The organism is Thalassotalea insulae, assembly GCF_030161395.1.
GTDB classification, from domain to species: domain Bacteria; phylum Pseudomonadota; class Gammaproteobacteria; order Enterobacterales; family Alteromonadaceae; genus Thalassotalea_E; species Thalassotalea_E insulae.
Genome location: NZ_BSST01000001.1, coordinates 3,717,492 through 3,736,546, shown reverse-complemented (window position 1 = coordinate 3,736,546; position 19,055 = coordinate 3,717,492). Strand labels below are relative to the sequence as shown.

General features: G+C 40.0%; 22 protein-coding genes. 9 read left to right on the top strand and 13 right to left on the bottom strand.

All coding sequences use genetic code 11. From position 1 onward, the window contains the following. Positions 1-23 precede the first annotated feature (23 nt). The gene (rlmE, locus tag QQK06_RS16735) at positions 24-653 is read right to left on the bottom strand and encodes a 23S rRNA (uridine(2552)-2'-O)-methyltransferase RlmE (RefSeq protein WP_284245936.1); all 630 of its coding nucleotides are present in this window, start codon (positions 651-653) and stop codon (positions 24-26) included. Between the two features lie 139 nt (positions 654-792). Between rlmE and yhbY the strand changes: the two genes are divergently transcribed. Beyond that, positions 793-1,089 (top strand): ribosome assembly RNA-binding protein YhbY, encoded by a 297-nt coding sequence (gene yhbY / locus QQK06_RS16730; protein ID WP_284245935.1) that lies wholly within the window; start codon positions 793-795, stop codon positions 1,087-1,089. An 85-nt stretch (positions 1,090-1,174) separates the two neighbouring features. On the opposite strand, the gene QQK06_RS16725 is transcribed toward yhbY, so the two are convergent. After that, positions 1,175-1,561 (bottom strand): DUF3192 domain-containing protein, encoded by a 387-nt coding sequence (locus QQK06_RS16725; protein WP_284245934.1) that lies wholly within the window; start codon positions 1,559-1,561, stop codon positions 1,175-1,177. 179 nt (positions 1,562-1,740) lie between these two features. On the opposite strand from QQK06_RS16725, the gene QQK06_RS16720 reads away from it, so the two are divergent. Further along, positions 1,741-2,058, top strand: coding sequence for a hypothetical protein (locus QQK06_RS16720; RefSeq protein ID WP_284245933.1), 318 nt, complete (start codon positions 1,741-1,743; stop codon positions 2,056-2,058). Positions 2,059-2,287: 229 nt separating this feature from the next. Here QQK06_RS16720 and syd read toward each other — a convergent pair whose 3' ends face one another. Continuing rightward, the gene (gene syd / locus QQK06_RS16715; RefSeq protein ID WP_284245932.1) at positions 2,288-2,872 is read right to left on the bottom strand and encodes a SecY-interacting protein; all 585 of its coding nucleotides are present in this window, start codon (positions 2,870-2,872) and stop codon (positions 2,288-2,290) included. 64 nt (positions 2,873-2,936) lie between these two features. On the opposite strand from syd, the gene queF reads away from it, so the two are divergent. From queF to QQK06_RS16685, 6 genes are all read left to right on the top strand, one after another. After that, complete coding sequence (gene queF, locus QQK06_RS16710) at positions 2,937-3,782, top strand: NADPH-dependent 7-cyano-7-deazaguanine reductase QueF (RefSeq protein WP_284245931.1); 846 nt, start codon at positions 2,937-2,939, stop codon at positions 3,780-3,782. Between the two features lie 243 nt (positions 3,783-4,025). Beyond that, positions 4,026-5,618, top strand: coding sequence for a GGDEF domain-containing protein (locus QQK06_RS16705; RefSeq protein WP_284245930.1), 1,593 nt, complete (start codon positions 4,026-4,028; stop codon positions 5,616-5,618). A 44-nt stretch (positions 5,619-5,662) separates the two neighbouring features. Continuing rightward, positions 5,663-7,009: a nucleotide 5'-monophosphate nucleosidase PpnN gene (gene ppnN, locus QQK06_RS16700; protein WP_284245929.1), complete on the top strand. Its 1,347-nt coding sequence runs from the start codon at positions 5,663-5,665 to the stop codon at positions 7,007-7,009. Positions 7,010-7,011: 2 nt separating this feature from the next. Next, positions 7,012-7,830, top strand: coding sequence for a flap endonuclease Xni (gene xni, locus QQK06_RS16695; protein ID WP_284245928.1), 819 nt, complete (start codon positions 7,012-7,014; stop codon positions 7,828-7,830). A 99-nt stretch (positions 7,831-7,929) separates the two neighbouring features. Continuing rightward, complete coding sequence (locus QQK06_RS16690; RefSeq protein WP_284245927.1) at positions 7,930-8,376, top strand: DUF3192 domain-containing protein; 447 nt, start codon at positions 7,930-7,932, stop codon at positions 8,374-8,376. Positions 8,377-8,670: 294 nt separating this feature from the next. After that, entirely contained in the window at positions 8,671-9,678 is a 1,008-nt protein-coding gene (locus tag QQK06_RS16685; RefSeq protein ID WP_284245926.1) for an isocitrate dehydrogenase, read from the top strand. A 91-nt stretch (positions 9,679-9,769) separates the two neighbouring features. On the opposite strand, the gene rlmM is transcribed toward QQK06_RS16685, so the two are convergent. From rlmM to QQK06_RS16665, 4 genes are read right to left on the bottom strand one after another with little or no spacing between them, the layout of a single operon-like run. Further along, positions 9,770-10,852 (bottom strand): 23S rRNA (cytidine(2498)-2'-O)-methyltransferase RlmM, encoded by a 1,083-nt coding sequence (gene rlmM / locus QQK06_RS16680; RefSeq protein ID WP_284245925.1) that lies wholly within the window; start codon positions 10,850-10,852, stop codon positions 9,770-9,772. Beyond that, positions 10,849-11,232, bottom strand: a complete 384-nt coding sequence (locus tag QQK06_RS16675; RefSeq protein ID WP_284245924.1) for a DUF423 domain-containing protein — start codon at positions 11,230-11,232, stop codon at positions 10,849-10,851. The genes rlmM and QQK06_RS16675 overlap by 4 nt, the downstream gene beginning before the upstream one ends. Further along, positions 11,219-11,851 carry an alpha/beta family hydrolase gene (locus QQK06_RS16670; RefSeq protein WP_284245923.1) on the bottom strand — a complete coding sequence of 211 codons (633 nt, stop codon included), beginning with the start codon at positions 11,849-11,851 and terminating at the stop codon, positions 11,219-11,221. Before QQK06_RS16670 ends, QQK06_RS16675 begins: the two co-directional genes overlap by 14 nt. Before the next feature lie 12 nt (positions 11,852-11,863). Then, positions 11,864-12,784 carry a transcriptional regulator GcvA gene (locus QQK06_RS16665; protein WP_284245922.1) on the bottom strand — a complete coding sequence of 307 codons (921 nt, stop codon included), beginning with the start codon at positions 12,782-12,784 and terminating at the stop codon, positions 11,864-11,866. 302 nt (positions 12,785-13,086) lie between these two features. Here QQK06_RS16665 and QQK06_RS16660 point away from each other — a divergent pair, with 302 nt between their 5' ends. Continuing rightward, positions 13,087-13,365, top strand: a complete 279-nt coding sequence (locus QQK06_RS16660) for a hypothetical protein (protein WP_284245921.1) — start codon at positions 13,087-13,089, stop codon at positions 13,363-13,365. Positions 13,366-13,528: 163 nt separating this feature from the next. On the opposite strand, the gene kdsA is transcribed toward QQK06_RS16660, so the two are convergent. From kdsA to prfA, 6 genes are all read right to left on the bottom strand, one after another. Then, a complete protein-coding gene (kdsA, locus tag QQK06_RS16655; protein ID WP_284245920.1) occupies positions 13,529-14,371 on the bottom strand; it encodes a 3-deoxy-8-phosphooctulonate synthase in 843 nt (280 codons plus the stop codon). Between the two features lie 27 nt (positions 14,372-14,398). After that, positions 14,399-15,676 (bottom strand): DUF819 family protein, encoded by a 1,278-nt coding sequence (locus tag QQK06_RS16650; protein ID WP_284245919.1) that lies wholly within the window; start codon positions 15,674-15,676, stop codon positions 14,399-14,401. Between the two features lie 89 nt (positions 15,677-15,765). After that, a complete protein-coding gene (locus QQK06_RS16645; protein WP_284245918.1) occupies positions 15,766-16,566 on the bottom strand; it encodes a tetratricopeptide repeat protein in 801 nt (266 codons plus the stop codon). A 73-nt stretch (positions 16,567-16,639) separates the two neighbouring features. After that, the gene (locus tag QQK06_RS16640) at positions 16,640-17,014 is read right to left on the bottom strand and encodes a SirB2 family protein (protein ID WP_284245917.1); all 375 of its coding nucleotides are present in this window, start codon (positions 17,012-17,014) and stop codon (positions 16,640-16,642) included. Positions 17,015-17,056: 42 nt separating this feature from the next. Then, positions 17,057-17,911, bottom strand: a complete 855-nt coding sequence (gene prmC, locus QQK06_RS16635) for a peptide chain release factor N(5)-glutamine methyltransferase (RefSeq protein ID WP_284245916.1) — start codon at positions 17,909-17,911, stop codon at positions 17,057-17,059. 31 nt (positions 17,912-17,942) lie between these two features. Beyond that, positions 17,943-19,031: a peptide chain release factor 1 gene (prfA, locus tag QQK06_RS16630; RefSeq protein WP_284245915.1), complete on the bottom strand. Its 1,089-nt coding sequence runs from the start codon at positions 19,029-19,031 to the stop codon at positions 17,943-17,945. Between the last annotated feature and the right edge of the window lie 24 nt (positions 19,032-19,055).

Here is a 19,055-nt window from a genome sequence, read left to right as displayed (position 1 = left end):
CTCACATACTACTTGCTAATTTACTACAATTTAAAACCAGTCGCCACTAGATAAACTTCTCTAGATCTTGCTCTTGACGAGTTTGGCTTCCTAGTTTTCACTACCTTAAATACTGACCTGACTTCTTTGATAAACTGTTCAAAGCCCTCTCCTTGAAATACTTTGACCACAAAAGCGCCATTTTTTTTCAATACCTGATGACACATATCTAGCGCTAATTCCACTAAATACATGCTACGGGCAGAGTCAGCACTATCATTACCGGTAAAGTTTGCTGCCATATCTGACATAACTACATCGATGTTTTTACCATCTATACGAGTTAAAAGAGCATCTAGTACCGCTTCCTCACGAAAATCCCCCTGGAGAAAATCAACACCCGCGATAGGATCCATAGGTAAAATATCACAGGCAACCACCTGACCCTTATCACCCACAGCTTTTACCGCGTATTCTGACCAACCACCTGGTGCGGCACCTAGATCTACGACTTTCATGCCTGGCTTAATTAACTTATCCTTGTTATTAATTTCTTCAATTTTAAACACCGCTCGCGATCTTAAGCCTAATTTTTGCGCTTTTTTTACGTATTCGTCTTCAAAGTGTTCTTGCATCCACTTTTGACTACTGGTGGTTAACTTCTTTTTACTCATTTACCTAGAGCCTATTTACTCAATACCAAAACAAAATAAAACATCACAGACAGCAAACTGTCGTCACGTTTTATTAGTATTACAGAGAAGATGAGGGTAAAATAGTTGAATTCAAGCTAACTTGTAACGAAATTTATTCATGAGTCTAAATAAAAAACAAATTCAGTACCTTAAAGGGCTTGCCCATTCACTAAAACCGGTAGTGTTATTAGGCAGTAACGGCCTGACAGAAGCGGTGGTAGCAGAGATCGACTATGCCCTGAATCATCACGAATTAATCAAAGTCAAAATCCCAACCGATGACAGAGAAACTAAAGGCTTAATTGTCGAGGCTATTTGCCGCGAAACTTCATCGACTAAAGTGCAGGTTATCGGTAAAACCTTAGTGCTTTATCGTCAATCGGATGAAAAAAAGATCAGCATTCCTAAATTGTAACACCAAATGTAAAACTAAAAAGCCGTGAGCAACTAACACTCACGGCTTTTTTAATTATACGTTATTCAGGATTAGCTGCCCATTTTTAGCTACCAATGTTACGGTGAAAATCACCGCCCCTGCCTGTTTCCTGTAACAAACCGTCAACAAAATACAAGTAAGTACATTCGTCACGCGTGGTTAAGCCGTCTTTATGAACACGGTTAGTTCGATAAAATAATACCTGAATTTGTTTACCATCTTTCTGATAACTTTCATTAAAATCAGAAACGCCCAACTGACTATTAACATCAACAAAGCTGGAATTTAATGGAATACGAGCAATTTTTTGTCGATTACTATATTCTCGATCATCAAAATCACCTGAAATAAAGTGCGCCCCATCATCATCACCGCCAACAGCAACAACACAACCAGTTAATGACAATACTAGCGGCGCTCCGACTAAAAAGGTTAATAAGGATTTTTTCATAATTTTCCCTGACTAAAACTAAAAGTTGTTATTTGCTTATCAACAAAGCAAAAGTCGCTCCAAAAAGCTTAACTCCATGTAAAATATAACTTTTACCTTAAATCAGCTATTTTACTACAAGACTTAGTTTGTTTTATTCGCTAAAATATCGTTTATTTAACAAAGATGAAATAATCAATATGACCATCAATGATGAAATATTAGCCATAGCTAACCAACTCGCCAATAACGGGCAAAAACCTACGGTCGCTTTGATCAAAACCCGATTATCACAATCGGTGCCCTTGCCTAAAATAATTTCTGTACTCAAAAGCTGGCAACATCAACCGGAATTCACCGAGGTAGAAAACGGCTCAGCTGACTCAACTGAGCTGCCACGCCAAGAGCATATTCATGCCCAAATCAGCCAAGCGGTTGAACAAGCCATTCAACCATTAAAAAATGAAATTTACGAACTAAAAGCGCTTATTCAAACACTTATCGATAAGCAACATTAAATATTCAAACGGCATTATTCAAATACGCTGTTGCCATGTTACGAGCGACTTTTGCTCATAAGGTTATTTTGCTCGGGCTTGGCAAGCGTAAACGAGACAACAACTGCTACTGAAAATATATCAGCTCTAGCGAACTCCAACTCTTCGACATCCAAAAAATTGCAGCTAGCCAAATTTTAGGGGAAATAATTTTACTGCCCCCACCGCTTTTGCTCTGGTTAAAATCTGGCTAAGTCTCAACCTTCTCATTGCCAAGATATATATCCGGTTGTAATTGATGGATAAACTCAAGTAGCGAATCTGCAATTTTTTTATGAGGTTTTTGCCCAACTCGTTCAGCCCAAACTTCACCACTAGTGTTATCCAACGATAAAATAATATCGTCATTATCTGTCACGGCAAAAAACAAAGTCACTTCCTGCTTGAGTTTTTGTTTCATTAACACATGACCAATAATATTTTGTTGTAATCTAGCAAAATCATCTTCGCTCCAGGCAAACAACAGCTGCAAATGTCCTTCATCGCAACTTACCGGCAAGCTTTCACTAAAAATCACATTAAAATAAGCTTTAAATGACGAATGCAAGGTTAACTCTAACGCTTGCTCAACATTTTCAAACGATAACTCCTGCTCTAAAGCTACTGGCAACCATTCATTAAAGTCTTGATCAAATTGCCTTTGCACACAGGGAGATGGCCACTGGTCATCAATTTCCACTAGCGGTAAATGTGATAGCGCTTGCTGGTATTGCGCGACATATTGTTCGCTCAATTTAATAATGGCAGTCGATAAATCATTGTTTGATGTTTTCATCTATTATAAAAATCCTTTAAAATATAGGGCTAGCCACAATTAATTAAGAGTTGCACAGCGATTTATGAGCCATTATACCAACGCTTCCGAGTTAGATAAATTAACTTTAGGTAAAACAACTGACTACAAAAACCAATACGATAGCAGTTTGTTACAAGCTGTACCTCGCAGCCTTAATCGAGATGAACTTAATTTATCCGCGGATAATTTACCTTTTCATGGTGCAGATATCTGGTATGGCTATGAATTATCCTGGCTCAATAACAAAGGTAAACCTATGGTTGCCGTTGCTGAATTTAGCTTTCCTGTCGACAGCCCCAATATTATCGAATCAAAATCATTCAAGTTATATTTAAATAGCTTTAATCAAACTAAATTTAGCGATATTGAACAAGTCGAACAAACCCTAGCCCAAGATTTATCTGCCACTTGTGGCAGCGCTGCAACAGTTAAATTATCTAACGTGGACGATTGCCCTGCCCTAATGATCAAGCCATTAAAGGCAGAATGCATTGATGATCTTGATATCACAATCGCTCAGTATCAACTTGAGCCTGCACTACTTAAGCTGAGTCAAGAAGCAAAAATTGTTGAAGAATCACTGGTTTCTCACCTATTAAAATCCAATTGCTTGATCACTAACCAGCCGGATTGGGCCAGCATTTATATTCAATACCGCGGCAAGCAGATCGATAAAAGTGCGTTATTACAATATTTAATTTCATTTCGTCAACACAATGAATTTCATGAACAATGTGTTGAACGTATTTTTTGTGACATCCAGCAATATTGCCAGCCTGAAGAATTAACGGTTTACGCTCGTTATACTCGGCGCGGTGGATTAGATATTAACCCATATCGCACCACAACTAAGCAATCACCGCCTAATGCCAGAACAATCAGACAATAGCGTGAACATTGACCAAGACTAATCAGCAGAAGTCGAACTATTTCGTATAAATTTCATTCAAAACGTACAAAATATCAGATAAATTAACGGGATATTAACTTTCTTTACTGACATTTTTCAATCTAGTGTATATGATTAATTATTAGGTAATTATTAACGGTGAGTTTGTCTGTTACGGCGATAAAAATATCCCTTTTATTAGCCAGTAATAAAAATTCAACTTACAAGGACTTCGATTTTTGTATGAGTAATAGCTCAACAATTGATAGAGAATTAATCGCGTTAAAACGTAAACTTGAATCTGCTATTGACTCCAAAACAATAACTGATGATCAGTTAAAGCATCAACATCAGTTATTTACAGACTTTATCATCAAATTAAGCCAAACCTGTAAAGGTATTGATATATCCCTTGATAATAAATTGGCTAAACTAAGAACGCTTTTTAATAAGTCTGCAGATATCGAACAGATTGAAGTATTGACTAACGATATATCTCATTCGCTACAAAACTTCTCACTGAAAAATGATAATGATATTCGCCAGCTGCAACATGAGTTTCTAACCGCTGGTGGTGCGTTGCAAAAGATTAACGGTCTACCAAGCGACCTGAGAAGAAAACTTAGAACCTTGTTAAAAGATAATCAGGAAAGCAAAGATGCACTAACGCAGTATGTGCCATTGCTCACTCAGTTACTAAGCTTTTATCAGGCAACGTTAAAAAAAGGCAATATAACCGATCAGGCAAACGTGCCAATTAGCACAAGTATCATACCCGCGACAAATACTCAACCGGTGACGGATCTGCGAGTGATCAGACGTTTCTCTGAATTTCTAGACAAAATTAATGTTTCGCAAAAATATCAAACTAAATTACGTAAAATTCGCGCAGAACTAAAAGAAAACATGCCAAACGAGCAATTGCTCGATAGTTTTCTCGCTGCATTTGATCTGCTTAGCCATGATTTATTACAACAGCGCAACAGTGCTAAAGTGTTTTTATCGACCTTAAGTGAAGCCTTAACTACAGTGCAAACGGCCGTTGGTAAAACCTTGCATGTACACCAAAAGCATAAACAACAACATCAACAGCTCAATCAGCAATTACAAGGTCAGCTCAGAGAATTATCCAGTGGTTTAGAACAAGCAAACTCACTGGTGGATATTAAGGTTGATATCAACAGTAAACTTAAAGCGATCGCAGCGACAATCGAACAAAAGTCACACTTTGAAACAGAACAGCAAGGTGAACTAGAACATAAATTGATTGATATGCAAAGCAAGGTTAATGACTTAGAGCAGCAAAGTAAAAATTTTGAACAGCGCATTAAAGAGCAACATGCGAAAAGCCTGCAAGACGCATTAACTAAACTGTATAACCGAGCGGCATTTGATGAACACTTCGCCAGAGAGATTGTTCGTTGCCAGCACAATCGTACCCCATTAGCCTTAGTGGTTGCCGATCTCGATAATTTCAAACGTATTAATGATACCTATGGCCACACTGCTGGCGATAAAACCCTGCAAGTTATCGCTAATACCTTTAAAAAGTATTTAGAAGACATCAGCTTTATCGCCCGTTACGGCGGCGAAGAGTTTGTTGTCATCTTTACCGATCAGGATAAAACCTCCTTACTCAATGCATTAAATTCACTGCGAGAAAAAGTCGAAAAGCTCCCTTTTAAATTTAAAAATAATAAAGTCAGTATGACTTTCTCTGCGGGGGTAACCTTTGTAAAGCAAGAAGATAATGTTCATATTGCCTTTGAACGGGCAGATACTGCATTGTACCAAGCCAAAGCAAATGGAAAAAACCAAGTTATTTATCTTGAATAGACACCTATTTCAGCCATTTTTCACTGCTTCACAAGGAGTTGCCTATGAATATACAGCTTAACCCTGTTGGTAATATGAAATTACTTTCTCCGGTGGAAGTGGAGCATTTACAGCAGTCCGCCACCAGTCAACTTTACCAGCTCTACCGAAATTGCTCATTAGCAGTACTAAATGCTGGCAGTCATACTGATGACGCTGAAGAAATTTATCAGCAGTACCAAGACTTTCATATTCAGGTTTTACGCCGTGAGCGTGGCGTAAAAATTGCGTTAGAAAACCCACCTCAGCACGCATTTGTTGACGGCAAAATCATTTTTGGAATACAAGAACATTTATCCGCTGTACTACGTGATATTTTATTTGCCAATACACGATACAAACAACATATTGAAGATGGCGTTAATATCACTCATGTCACCTTTGATATTCTCAGAAACGCCAACGTGATCATGCCCGATACTGTTCCAAACCTAGTCACGTGCTGGGGCGGTCATTCTATTAATGAAGTCGAGTATAAATATACCAAGGAAGTCGGTTATCAATTAGGACTTCGTGGTTTTAATATTTGCACCGGCTGTGGCCCAGGTGCAATGAAAGGGCCGATGAAAGGAGCCACGATTGGTCATGCTAAACAACGCAATAGCCAAGGACGCTACATTGGCTTAACTGAGCCCAGTATTATCGCAGCTGAGCCACCAAATCCGATAGTCACCGAATTAGTGATCATGCCAGACATCGAAAAAAGGCTGGAAGCCTTTGTTCGCATTTCCCATGGAATTATCATTTTCCCTGGTGGGGTCGGTACTGCAGAAGAATTACTTTATATTCTTGGCATTATGCTTAATCCAAAAAATCAGGCACAGAAACTGCCGATTATCCTGACTGGGCCAGCAAGCAGTGCAGAATATTTTAATCAAATCGATAAATTTATTGCTGCCACCTTAGGTAGTAAAGCACAATCGCTTTATCAAATTATTATTAGTGACGCTGAACAAGTAGCAAAAACTATGAAATCAGGTTTGGAGGATGTATTAACTTACCGCAAACAAACTGGGGATGCTTACCACTTTAACTGGTCACTAGTAATTGAAAATGATTTTCAACTACCGTTTGCACCAACCCACGCCAATATGCTGGCCAATAATATTAGTTTTGATCTTGATACCGCTACCTTGGCCGCAAATCTCAGACGTATTTTTTCTGGCATTGTTGCTGGTAACGTAAAGTCAGAAGGTATTAAAGAAATCCGTCAACACGGCCCCTATAAAATCAAGGGAGACGGGAAAATTATGGCGTTGATGGATGAATTACTGGCTTCTTTTGTCAAACAGCAACGAATGAAATTGCCTGGTAGCCAATATACCCCTTGCTACCAAGTACTCAGGAAATAACGATGTCATCTGTTCATTTAGTACTGATTGACGCTCTTAATTTAATTCGGCGTATTTATGCAGTACAAGAGCGTCCGTTTTTATTAAACAATGAGCTGGCAGAGAATACTAAGCAGCAGGTACTGTTTAATACCCAGCAAGCGTGCTGCCAGGCATTGACTAAAATCCTAGATTTACAGCAACCTAGCCATGGGTTAATGGTATTTGATAGTGTGCGTCCGTGCTGGCGTTATAAGCTCTATCCCGACTATAAAAAAGGTCGAAAAAAAATGCCTCAGCATTTAGCGGATCAGTTACCAAACCTGCAAGATGCCTTTATGTTACAACATGTTGACTCACTAGAGTCAGAGGAAGATGAAGCAGATGACTTGATCGCGACATTAGCGGTCAAAGTAGCACTACGCGGGCAGAAAGTCACAGTGATCTCAACCGACAAATGTTTTTTATCTTTGCTTAACCATAATATTCAGGTCTACGATTACTTTAACCGCCGTTATCTGGATCAGGATTACGTTAAGCAAAAATTTGATGTCAAACCAACACAGCTCATTGATCTTTGGACTCTCACCGGAGATTCCACCAATAAAATTCCAGGGATCCAAGGCGTTGGTCAAATCACCGCGGCAGAATTACTTAATAAATACGGTTCGCTTAACGCGTTATTATCAGCAACAGATATCAAAGCCAGCCTCAAAGAAAAGCTCGATACCAACATTCAGCAAATCGAGCTCAGTAAACAGCTACTGCAACTCAAACAAGATATCCCGCTTGGCTTCAACTTAAAAGATATTCGTTTACCGTGTGAATTTTCAGCACAATAACGCAATTTTAATACGATTGAACGCGAGACGCTTCCAATCATTTTAACATCTCGCTATCCTATAGCGAGTTAACACTATTTTCATTATTAAAGGTCATCAATGAACAAAAAGGTCGTATCGCGCATCTTGTTAGCTTTAGCTGCTTACGGAGTCTTCGTGCTGTTAGTGGTTAATTTTTATGATGACAGTCCAGCAAATATGAAGTGGGAAGATCGAGAAGCCTATAACCGCCAATTCATTAACAGTTTAGAGCTTGGAAAATTTACTTTTGAACAAGCACTAGAAAAATTAGGCAGCCCAGATATCACAGAAGCAAAGCTAGTCGATAATAATCACTTTCAAGCGCTGTTTTATCGCACTCATCATGTAAAATCCGATGGCATTACCACACAGGAAGAATGCTCATACCTGTTATTTGTTAATAATGAATTAGTAGAATATGCCAAAGCAGAACATTACAAGGGCTTGGATGATGCTATTACTGAATACACGATTAAACACGCACTCACCAGGCAAAATCAACAGCTAGATACCCTACAAAATTAATTCCAGCAAACTTGGGCTAAGCAATACTTAGGTCTTATTGCATTAAATTTGCATCAGGTCAAAATATAGTAAGTCGCAGCATGTTAGACTTTCTATACTAAACTTATGGCGAGTTAATGAAAAACACCGTGATATCAGCGAACGTAGACCAAGCTTTTAAATTTTGATCTACAATTTAAAAGTTTTCACGCTGGATCACACTGGTACGACATGATATAAACCAGCGCAATTCCACTTTGCCAGACTGTCAAGCGAAAGTGGGTAAAGATATTTCTATTAGAAAAGGCAAAAACAATGGCTAAACAAACTATCACAGTAATTCCCGGTGACGGCATCGGTCCTGACATTATCGACGCAACAATTAAAGTACTAGATAAAGCAGGTTGTGATTTTAATTATGAATATGCAGATGCAGGTTTAGTTGCTTTAGAAAAACACGGCGAACTTGTGCCAGAAGAAACGCTGAAATTAATCGAAAAAAACAAGATCACGTTAAAAGGCCCACTAACAACGCCTGTTGGCGAAGGTTTTACTTCAATTAACGTGACACTACGTAAACAATTTCAATTATATGCCAATGTTCGTCCGGTATTGTCTTTTAAAGGCACTAAAGCGCGATACGACAACATAGATATTATTACTATTCGTGAAAATACCGAAGGCATGTATTCTGGCTTAGGTCAAACAACAACGGAAGATGGTTCAGAAGCAGAAGCAAAAAGCTTGATCACTCGAGAAGGTGCAGAGCGTATCGTAGAGTTTGCCTATCAAACAGCCCGCAAAGAAGGTCGCAAAAAGGTCACTGCGGTACATAAAGCAAACATCTTAAAATCTACTTCAGGCCTATTCTTAAAGGTAGCCCGTGAAGTAGCGGAACGTTACCCTGATATCGAATCAACAGAAATGATCGTTGATAACTGCTGTATGCAATTAGTTATGAACCCAGAGCAATTCGACGTTATCGTTACAACTAACCTGTTTGGTGATATTTTATCTGACTTATGTGCCGGCCTTGTTGGCGGCTTAGGCATGGCACCAGGCGCTAATATCGGGAAAGATTGCGCTATTTTTGAAGCGGTACATGGCAGTGCACCTGATATTGCCGGTAAAAATCTAGCAAACCCAACTTCCGTTATTTTAGCCGCTATTCAAATGCTAGAATATTTGGAAATGGGCGATAAAGCAGAAAAAATTCGCGCAGCTATCACTGATGTGATTGAATCTGGCGATCGCACTACTCGTGACTTAGGTGGCAGCCACGGTACTACTGACTTTACTCAAGCGTTGTTAGATCGCCTATAACCCAAGTAAAAAATAACGAAATAAAAAAACGGCTAATGTTAGCCGTTTTTTTATCATTGCTAGTTATCACGGTTATTATCCGCGAGAGAAATTACATCTGAGGTGGCGGTGATAACAACCTTGCATGCACTGTTACTTCTTCACGATCATAATATAAGTGCTTAGCGTAAAGTTCATATTTCACCTGATACTCAGCAAACATGTCTTTCATGGTCTGTAGATCATCCACTACTTGCTGATAGCGCCCTTTCATCGGCAATTTCAAATTAAACATCGCCTCTTTACAGTAGCCATGTAACAACCAATTAGCCATGAGCTTAGCAACACGCTGTGGTTTTTCTATCATGTCACATACTAACCAATAAACATTTTGCTTTTGTGGCACATATTTAAAGCCATCAAACAATTTATGCTTAACCTGACCGGTTTCCATTAACGATTCAGCCATCGGCCCATTGTCTATTGCAGTAACCATCATACCACGACGCACTAACTGATAAGTCCAGCCTCCTGGTGCTGCTCCTAAATCGACCGCATTCATCCCCGAGGTTAAGCGAGTTTCCCACTCTTCCTTAGGAATAAAATGTAAAAACGCTTCATCAAGTTTTAAGGTTGAACGGCTCGGCGCTTGATTAGGAAACTTTAACCGTGGAATCCCCATCACATGAGGTGAACTGTTATCACCTAACGAGTAACCAAGAATCACTTCACTGCCACTAAAAAATAACGCATGTAGTATAGCGCCATGTTTATCATGCTGTTGTGTTAGTATTTTTTGTTTACGTAACGCCTGACGCAGTGGCACCGCAAGTTTTCGGCAAAACTTAGATAACGCTTTACCATCATTAGTATCAGGAGTTTCCATCCTTAAATCCGCATACTGCCACTCTGTGCCCAGCTGCTCTGTAATAGCTTCTACTCGGTTGAAATCTGGTAAAGTCATTTTGTCCGTTAAACTGACAAACCATTGGCGAGCAAAAATCAGTCGTTTTAATGGTATACGCGTAATTAAACGCTCACCGTCTTCACTATTATTTAAATGAAAAAACACGACCCCTTGGTTTTTACTGAGCTGCAAATACCCATAAACCTCATTCCAGGCGGCTTTTTCTTGAATTTCAGCACCACACTCTTTTTCAAAGCCTGGCCTGCAATATAAAACTATCGATGTCATTTATTTTTAATACCTACAAATGCCAGTGTGAGCCAGCCTAACGTTAATGTTACCCCACCTAGAGGTGCCAGTTGACCTAAACTTGTTATCCCAGTATAAGTTTTAAGATATAAACTACCACTAAACAACAGCATGCCAGCAATAAACAGCACCGACGCTAACAGTAAAACTCGCGACGCGTTACTTCGATACGATAAAATCGCAGCAAGAGCAGCTAAGGTATGAATGATCTGGTAATGGTGCGCAGTAATTAAACGCGTTTTATCCGTTAACAGTAACTCTTGCCCAGCGTGGGCTAACCAAGCGCCGAATAATACCGAAAAAGCGCCACTAAGTGCAATAAAAACCAAACTTAGCTTCATTATATTATCGCTGTTCATTAATAAAGCTCTCTATCATGTCTACGGCACTGTCTAAATGTGCCTGATGGCTAAAACCAGATTTTTTTCTCGGCTTTAGATCGTGGTCACCATCAGGCAAAAAATTAATTTGGCATAACTCAGATAACTGATAATCAGCTATTTCGGCCCGACAACCTAATGCATCTCTGTCCCCTTGCACGACTAAAACAGGCAACTGCGTTTGCTGCAGCGGCTCTAATCGAAGCTTTTGTGGCTGTTTTTGCGGATGAAATGGATAACCTAAGCAGATAACGCCCTTAACGCCTTTGAGTACTTGCCCAGCGATAGTCGCTGCAACTCGTCCTCCCATCGACTTTCCCATAAGAAATATTGGTAATTCCGTTGTTACTTGAGTTAAAACCTGTTCAAAGCAACTAAGTAATTTAGGCATGCGATCAGGCGGATAACGCTTACCATCGAGTAGCCGTTTATCCATATAGTAAAAATTAAAACACAGAACATTAATCGCCCGCTGATTGAGTCGTATCGATATTTGCTCAATAAATTCGGAATCCTTATCTGCACCTGCGCCATGAGCAAACACTACATAAGCACGGGCATTATTTACTTCTTTTTTTAATAATGATGGCGTGGTCATAACGCATTAACCTTACAACACATGCTCTTCTTCCCCTAGTTCTTCCTGCTCTTGTGCAACAGTATCTAACACCCAGTCACGAAATGCTGCAATTTTTCCCACTTCAACCTGACTCTCTCTACAAACCAGATAAAACGCATCTTTACTCACCAGCTTATGTTCCACTGGCATGATCAACCGCCCAACATCTATTTCAGGTTTAGCTAAGATACTTTGAGCCAGCGCTATACCCTGACCATAAACCGCTGCCTGTACTACCATAGCCGAATGACTAAAAATAGGCCCATGATTCACATTCGTTGCCTTAATTCCGGCATCTCTAAACCAGCGCTTCCAGTCTCGACGAGAAGTGTCATGTAGCAAGGTATGTTGAGTAAAATCTTCTATGCAAGTTAACGGTTTAGTCCCTTGTAATAATAATGGTGAGCAGACAGGAACCAAGTATTCTGTATGTAATTTATCTGCATGAATATTTGGCCAACGCCCCCGTCCATGATAAATCGCAACATCGACGTCTTCAGTGAGCGAACCATCTTCTTGATCCACAGCTTTGATCCTGACATCTATCTCAGGATTTAACTGATTAAATTTGCTTAAGCGCGGCACTAACCATTGAATAGCAAAACTTGGTTGTAAGCTAACAGTGATCGCCCCTTTCGCCCCACGGGCCAATAATCGTTCGGTAGCATCATTTAATGAATTGAAGACATCTTTAATATCTAAGTAATAAGACTGACCTTCTTCTGTTAATAACAGCGCCCGGTTCTTTCGCATAAATAGTTTTAACCCTAAATACTCTTCCAAAGACTTAATCTGATGACTTATCGCCGCCTGAGTGACGAATAACTCTTCAGCAGCTCGGGTAAAACTCAACTGGCGAGCAGAAGCCTCAAAGGCTTTCAAAGCGTTGAGTGGAGGTAAACGGACAGCCAAATTAACACCTATTATAAAGCATGAATATGACACTTTTTTGAATATTTACTCTAGTCATTCAAAACCACCTCTTATTCATTAGTTTTTCTAATGCAAAACATTATAAATTGTCATTTTTCTTTTTGCCAGCATTAACTTATTATTCGCACCGTAGATGAAGGACACCATCTTTACCCTGCTAAAAGTAAGTAAAAGTAGGCTAACAAATGTTCGCAAACATAGATGAACATTTATTACGAGAGCAAAGAAAAGGTCCAAATACATCTATATGTATATTTGACGTTTTTACAGGTGATATAACCATGAAATTATTTAAAGCACTCTCAACCATTACATTAGCACTATTGGCTACATACGCAAATGCCAAAACCAATGATGTTAAAACCACAGATTTAGCACAATTAGAGCCAGTTAATAAAGCGGAATTAATGCTATCAGTAGAGCTACACTTAGCAGACTCAATCAAGCAAATGAATAGCGCCTTAACCACTCAAGCAGCTAAGAAGCTCGTATTGGCACAAAATGACAAGGCAGCAGTGAAAAAGCCATTTGAAGCTAAAATTGCGCTATTAGCGGAATAATAGATAAAAATTTAAAGGGCTGTTTACCCCCAACCAAACAGTTCTTTTCAAGACGTTAATGGCTTCTCTAGGGCTGGCAACGTAATATAAAATGCTCGCGCATAAAAAACTAAGGGTGCTCTCTAGGCACCCTTTTTCTTTCGCTAAGAACCGCCCTTAGATACTAACCAGTAATTAACGGCTCAAAGCTTTTCACCAGTTCATCAACGGCCTTCATTTGTGCTAAATAAGGTGCTAGTTTAGCTAATGGTAACGCACAGGGCCCATCGCATTTAGCAACGCTCGGCTCTGGGTGTGCTTCAATAAATAACCCGGCAATCCCTAATGCCATACCGCTACGGGCTAACTGTGCCGCCTGAGCACGACGACCATCTGCTGAATCTTCTCGTCCACCTGGCTTTTGCAATGCATGAGTCGCATCAAAAATGACAGGGGCAAACCCCTTCATTTCTTCCATCGCCAGCATATCAACAATAAGATTGTTATAACCAAAACAGCTACCACGTTCACATAGCATCACTTGCTCATTACCGGCTTCAGCAAACTTTTTAATAATATGACGCATTTCATGTGCCGCCAAAAACTGTGGCTTCTTAATATTAATCAGCGCATTGGTTTTTGCCATGGCAACCACTAAATCTGTCTGACGGGCTAAAAATGCCGGCAGCTGGATAACATCGGCCACTTCCGCCACCGGCTGTGCCTGATAAGGTTCGTGCACATCAGTGATCACCGGCACATTAAAAGTTGATTTGATTTCCTGAAAAATCTTTAAGCCCTCTTCCATACCAGGGCCACGATAAGAAGTGATCGAAGAACGATTTGCTTTGTCAAACGACGCCTTAAATACATACGGAATGCCTAACTTCTGGGTAACTTCGACATAATGTTCGGCAATGCGCATCGCCATATCACGCGATTCAAGCACGTTCATACCACCAAACAGTGTAAATGGCTTGCTGTTACTTATTTCAATATCACCGAGTTGAACTTGTTTAATTGTCATCTTAATTCCTAATACTTCATTACCAAGTTATGCACCTATCACTTGTAAGACCTGGCCACATAACCAAGCCATATAGGTACCTAAGGTATAACCTAATACCGCTAATAATACACCAACTGGTGCTAATGATGGATGAAATGCCGAAGCAACAATTGGTGCTGAAGCGGCGCCACCAACATTGGCTTGACTGCCAACTGCCATATAAAACAATGGCGCTTTAATAATTCTAGCAATCACCAGCATTAAGCCAGCGTGAATCGTCATCCAGATAACGCCAATAACAAAGAATAGTGGTGTATCCATGATCATTCTGATATCCATTTTCATGCCGACAGTAGCAATTAGCACATAAAGAAACGAACTCCCTACTTTTGATGCGCCAGCTCCTTCAAGCTTTCTTACTTTAGTAAAAGATAAAATAATACCGGCAGTACTGGCGAAAATAATCATCCAGAAAAATTTACTGTGAAAACTAAACTTCGCTAAATCTGGATGATTAGCAACAAAGTATGGTGTAACAATATCGGCAAATAAATGGGCAAACCCTGTCACCCCAAGGCCAACAGCAACAATCAACATTAAATCCGCTAACGTTGGAATACGTGCATGTTTGGCGTGAAACTGCTCAACTTTTTCTTTCAATTCAGCAATCGCACTGACATCGGCGCCAGACTTTGCATCTATCTGCGCAGCACGCCCCGACATAATTAACAGTACTGCCATCCATAAGTTTGCTACGATAACATCAACAGTTACCATGGCTGAAAAGATTTGATCGCCTGCGCCATAAATTTCTTTCATTGCAGCCTGATTAGCACTACCGCCGATCCAACTCCCCGCGACAGTTGTCATTCCTCGCCACACAGCATCAGGACCTGACACACCGATAAGTTCAGGTACAAATGTCGCCACAATCATTAATGCTATCGGGCCACCGATGACGATACCAACAGTGCCGGTTAAAAACAAAATAACCGCCTTGCTCCCGAGGCGCTTAATCGCAGGCAAATCAATACTAATGGTTAACAACACTAAACAGGCGGGTAACAAGTAGCGTGATGCAACAAAATATAAATTAGAATCTTCACCGCGAATAATATCAAAAGTATTCAATAGCGAAGGTAAAAAATAGCAAAGTAGTACCGCCGGAACGACTCCATAAAACTTTTTCCAAAATGCTGATTGGCTGTGTGAAGTGTAAAATACCCAGCCCAACATCAAAGCAAAGATCCCTAAAATCGTCGCATCATTAGTGATTAATGGCGCGTGCTGAACCGCTTCAGTTGCTGAAGATGACGCAAACATGCTTTCTCCCAAAATTGTTTGTCTAATTATTATTATATTGATGTCTGCCTGAACTCTTCATCAAAAAATCAACCAGGCAGTAAATTTGATTAGTGTAACACGGTTTCAGCGATAGTAATTTGATCTAGTTGTAATTTCAGTAATTGGGCTGCGGGATCTTTCGGGCATTGCTTAACAAAAAACTGATAATCATCATACGCTACTTTAAAGCAATCTAATTGATGAAGCAGAAAGCCGCGGTCACGGCGCTCAAAGGGGTCATCAGGACGTAGCGCTAATAATAAATCAACACACTTTAACGCTTTATCAAATAATAACTCATTAATTAATGCTTGCTTAAGCGAAGAAAGATACTCAACAATAATACTTTGCGGCTCCATTGCATTTAAATACGCTTGCCCCGGTTCAACCTCAAGTTCATCTAATCGTTCATCCAGCTGCTGACCAGTGATAGATTCCCCTGAAATAGGATCAAAAATAATAGAATAAATATCATCACAAATAATACGCACCATGACTTTCTCTGGCACATAGACCAGCTCAGCCTCTAGCTCACAGGCATTAGCGATATGCTGCAACACCGCAGCTTTGAGCACAGGCGCAATAATTTTGTAATCTATCGCTGCCGTTAACTGATGCGAAATAACCGGCCATAATACACGCTCGTTATCCAAAAATAACTGGCCGACATAGAGCTCATTAATCAAACACTCTGCTCGGGCCATTGGTTCTTCGATGCCTTCTATCGCTAGCTGGCATTCACTTATCAATGGTGCCAATACTTGCTGAGTTTTTGGCGCCTGTCCAAAGACATGCTCTTCAATTAATGCCAGAGATGAAAGTAACGCTTTTTGTTCTGAATGTAATTCAGACAACAACAAATCATTCATTTAAATAAAACTTAACTTTAAATTGCTAACGCTTTAATTTATTTATAAGGGCAAATTGCTATTTTTAAAGCCCTTAACCAACAAAAAGCAACGCTTGTTTAGTGATGGCTAAACGTACGATAAGTAACACCCAGCCGATAGCGCCAAGATAACCTAATATTTGCATCATACGATTACGTGCCAGTTTTAAGGTATAATAGCCAGTAAAAATATAGGCGAGCACCGCTAATAATTTTTCACCTAACCATAATTGCTCAAAAGGATTTAGTGCCAGCTTGACCATCATGATCACACCAAGCACTAATAAAAGAGTATCCACAAGATGTGGCGTTACCTTCACCCATTTTTTGGTTAACAATGACGAATCAACTAAAGTCCAAGCAAACCTTAAGGTAAAAAACGCGACACTAATCAGCGCCACTGTCATATGCAAATGTTTAAGCAACATCTATTAACTCCTTTAATTTATTATTGTTTAGCTAATGTCAAACTAGTTATAACACGCATAAGTAATACGATCATTAGCGTTATAATCTTTCATTGTTTGAATATTCTGATAACCCGCATCAGCAAATAACTGACGCACCGCTTTTGCCTGTTCAAACCCATGTTCAAAATACAGCATGCCCTGTGGTGCTAGAAAATTTTGACTCTGATTGATAATATCAGCAATATCTGCCAGCCCACTATTATCGGCTACTAATGCACTTTTCGGTTCAAATCTGACATCTCCTTGAGCTAAATGCTTATCGCTAGCGTCAATATACGGTGGATTTGACACGATCAGTTGATATCTTTTGCCTTCAGGCACATTACCAAACCAATCACTTTGAAAAATATTAACTTGAGTTAAAGATAGCTGACGAGCATTTTCCTGAGCAAGTGCCACTGCCTGTTCACTATAATCTACAGCATCAATCGACCAGTGCTGTCGCTCTGATGCTAATGCCAGTGCAATAGCCCCTGTTCCGGTACCAAGATCAAGACAAGCTAAGTGTGACTGCGGATGATTATCCAGAATAAGTTCAACTAAAACCTCAGTATCAGGACGTGGGATCAAAGTTGCTGGCGAAACTTTAAAATTTAGCGACCAAAATTCCTTATAGCCTGTGATATAGGCGATAGGTTGCCCCTGCTCACGCAACGCCAACAATTTTAGAAATTCGGCCTGTTGCTGCGCCGTGACTTGCTTTTCAGGCCAGGTATAAAGATAACTCAACTCTTTATCTAACACTTGAGCCAGTAAAATTTGCCCGTCTAACTTGGCACTATCAGAAAGTGAAGCAAGTCGCCGAGTACTGTAATCAACAGCCTCAGCGATAGATGTGAATAAATACTGACTCATAAATACAGCGAAATAAGCTTAAACGAACAGCCTAGTTAGCCTCAGATAACGCCGCTAACAGATCTGCTTGGTTCTCTTGCATTATCGGCTCAAGCACTAACTGTAAATTACCTTCTATCACTTCATTTAACCTATATAAGGTTAAGTTAATACGATGGTCTGTCATTCGCCCTTGCGGATAATTATACGTGCGAATACGTTCAGAGCGATCACCACTGGCTACTAAGCTGCGACGCGATGACTCTTCTTCACTACGACGCTTCTCATCTTCCGCTTGCTGTAACCTTGCCTGCAATACAGACATAGCTTGTGCCCGGTTTTTATGCTGTGAACGTTGATCCTGACATTCCACGACAACGCCTGTTGGAATATGAGTAATACGAATCGCAGAGTCTGTTTTATTAACGTGCTGCCCACCGGCGCCAGAGGCTCGAAAAGTATCAATACGTAAATCAGCTTTGTTAATTTCAATCGCTTCTGATTCAGGAATTTCCGGCATTACAACGACTGTACAGGCCGAAGTATGTACTCGCCCTTGAGACTCAGTTTCTGGTACCCGTTGTACCCGATGACCGCCTGATTCAAATTTCATCTGACCATAGACGCCATCACCGATGATCTTAAAAATAACTTCTTTAAAGCCGCCCTGCTCACTTTCGCTTAAGTTCATCGCTTCAGTGCGCCAGCCCTGCTTCTCACAATAACGGCTATACATGCGATACAAATCACCAGCAAAAATAGCGGCTTCATCGCCACCGGCACCAGCGCGGATCTCAACAAAGCAGTTATTGTCATCATTAGGATCACGAGGCAACAACAAAATTTGTAATTGTTCAGAAATTTCTTCGACCGCTTTTTTCGCGTCTTTGTATTCTTCTTGCGCCATTTCGCGCATATCAGGGTCATCATCTTTGAGCATTTCTTCTGCGGTAGCAAAATTACTCTCTGCTTGCTGATATTGATGAAATACGCTGGTAACTTCTTCTAATTGCTTGAATTCTTTTGATAAGTTTTGGAACTTTTCTTGATTGGCAATAGTTTCAGGATCCGATAATAACGCCTGAACCTCTTCAAAACGTTCAACTAAGCCTTCAAGTTTTTGATAAACTGATTCTTTCATTAAATTATCTTTTCAGTAACAGTA